We start from the raw sequence: 2,760 nt of genomic DNA, 5'->3' as shown, positions 1-2,760 counted from the left end.
CGTGGCGCTAGAGAGGGCTTTTACGTCACTGTGTTGTATATAAAGCTGTTAGATGTCGCTACCTTTTAGGGAATGTTTTATCTTTTCATATACGCTTTGGTTAAGGTTTTACCATGCTGTTTGTAGAGTTTACCTAAAATAGAAAAGCTGAATTGTAGCTTTGATTCTGCTGTTACTTTGGTTGGCTAATTGTGGAATTCGTCAATTGGAAAGTCGCGGTATTTTGGTCGTCTGATTTAGCTTTATTTTCAATTCATCAACTAGTTTTTGGTTTGGGTATTTGAAAACCAAAAGGGTGGTTATAAATGTTCGTAAACTGTTTAATTTTTAGTTTTGTGTCATCTTCGTAAGGTATTTTCTACGGAGTTCAAAGTTAATAATTAAGTGGCTTTAAATCGTGGTGGTTTACTTTATTATTCCATTTCGTTATGTGCTTGTATTATCAGAGCTTTCAAACTGATCGCGAGCATCTAACAAGAGCTTTAAACGGAATAAAAACAGTTGGCTACGTTCCGCTTCGCTCCACATTATAGCCAACTATTTTTATCCGCTTAAGCAGGCGTTATATTTTTTAACGAACAATGAGGTTATCTTTGAAAAACAAACTATTAGAGCACTTTCATAGTAACGTTGAAAGTATTGCAGAGACATTAATCAAAAGATTTCAACTTGAACACAAAAAAAAGATTAAAGAGTTATCCTCCCCTTTATTGAGATGGATTGATTTTTCTAGTCGGTTTGTAGAACCAAAATCTAGGTCTGTAATTTTATCTGAAAAACTTAAGCAACGATTAGGTGGAGAGTTAGCTGTAGCTGAAAAAGCATTTAAATATTTTATTTCACAATCAGAGCTAGGGCTGGACTTAAATCCATTTCAATCTAAATCTTTAATTAAATTTAATGATATTAGTGGTAAAAAGAAACTCAAACGCACTGATCTGCTTTGGGCTGACTGGGGCATACACCATTTCCATGTAATATTATCAGACGACACTAATGAGTATTTTTCGACTCGCTCTGATTGGCTATTATTTGCATATATTATTAATAATATAATATATGCAATCGATATTAGACCTCATAAAGAAAATTCAGTGTTTGCTCAGATAGAGCTTCTTGAAACTATTCACGATAATTGGCCTCAATTATTAAAGTCTAGTGAGCTTGGAGGTATTTTACCTGGCGAAAATAATTTTACGCCTCAAGAAATAGATGAGTTAAGAAGAGCTGGGGTTGTATCGTGCATATCCATAAAGGATAAAGTTTATGCTCCTCTTGGTTTTGGTTTAACAACGGCTGCAACACCAGTAATCGTAAATGATTTAGCTGGTCGTATATACCATGGTATAGAAAGTATCATTGATTATATTTTGGATTCTGATTCATCATTTCAGAATTTAGGTAAAGAAAAACCTTTTTATAGTTTAGTGATTACACCGCGCGGATTATCGGTTCATGATAAAAATAATGATATTGCATATTTACTCCCGCGTGATGGTAACTGTGCGCTTTGTCATCTTCAAAACTTATTATTGCCTAATTGGTCAATGGCAAAAATATAACAAATGCATCAACACGATTTGCTACATTCGGCATTCTAGGTTTCTTTGAGTTTACTGTATTAAGTGGTAAATTTAGGCTTAATCTGCATGGTAGCAAACGTGTTATGCAGGCGTTAGAAAACAAGGCGGAGTATGGAACCCAAAAAGCAGCATTATGTCCCTCAATTTCTTCTTTCCAAATTCGCAGTAGGAAAGAAAAAACGAATCCATACATTTGATCTAAAAATGGCCAAATCATTCGCTTCACAGATCAGAGATGTAGGACATGAAAATAACTTCTACAATCATCCTGAAGAAGGGAATCAGATGGAGTTCCAATTGGGGAAGCTAGAAACGAAAGTCGCCCCGATCATTGATAAAATAATTTCAGAAGGTTCCATCAAAAGCCTTTCTAAAGGGGACCAAAAGTACCTTGGAATTTTTACAATTGTTCAAATGATGCGTGTCAATTCAATAAGAGAAAGCTTAGTTGAGATGGGAGAATTGATTGTGGATAAATTTGTTGGGGATTCGGTTGAGCCAGATTCGCAAGCAGATCATTTACTTACTTCTTTTAAAGAGTTGGATGTCAAAACACAATCAATAGATATGTTGAAAGAAACACCACTGCAATTACTCCCATATATATTGGATAAGCATATATCATTGGTCAAGGCTCCAAAAGGAGAGGTTTTTTATATATCAGACAATCCCATTGTGAAATATAATCATCAACCAAGAGAGCATCGTGGGAATCTAGGACTTCGAGTTAAAGGGGTTGAGGTTCACCTCCCGATATCTCCAAAGTTTTGTTTAAGTTTTTTGTGTTCTGAATTAGTAGATGATATCCGGAAAGCTGTGAATCATCACCAAGCAGCAGTGCTGATGGAATCAACTTCACCAAATGGGCTTGCTGAATCAATAAGTATTTTAAATCACATTGATAATAAAATCACGAAAGAGCTATCAAGTGAGAATATGGAATATCATAATTCTCTTCAAGTTCTCCATTGTTCGAGGTTTATTTATTCAAGTAATAGTGATTTTGATTTGGTCAATATAATGCTATCAGACAACCCCAATATAGGTTTAAACCCAAGAGTTGTAGATGGCAGTAATGTTTTCTAACAAGTACAAGCAGTCGGACGCATTACGGCTAGTCATTGATTTTGCAAAAGAAAGGCGCAAAATCAATGCCAATCCTACGCGCCGCTGTTGT

General features: G+C 35.3%; 2 protein-coding genes. Both read left to right on the top strand.

Annotation, left to right across the window (positions count from 1 at the left end; translation table 11 throughout):
* Nucleotides 1-593 precede the first annotated feature (593 nt).
* Complete coding sequence (locus CXF74_RS20975; RefSeq protein WP_101084540.1) at nt 594-1,562, top strand: hypothetical protein; 969 nt, start codon at nt 594-596, stop codon at nt 1,560-1,562.
* A 132-nt stretch (nt 1,563-1,694) separates the two neighbouring features.
* Nucleotides 1,695-2,669 carry a DUF4238 domain-containing protein gene (locus CXF74_RS20965; protein ID WP_101084537.1) on the top strand — a complete coding sequence of 325 codons (975 nt, stop codon included), beginning with the start codon at nt 1,695-1,697 and terminating at the stop codon, nt 2,667-2,669.
* Nucleotides 2,670-2,760 lie beyond the last annotated feature (91 nt).

The sequence above is a fragment of the Psychromonas sp. Urea-02u-13 genome (assembly GCF_002835995.1).
GTDB lineage: Bacteria > Pseudomonadota > Gammaproteobacteria > Enterobacterales > Psychromonadaceae > Psychromonas.
This window is presented reverse-complemented; position numbering and strand designations above follow the sequence as displayed.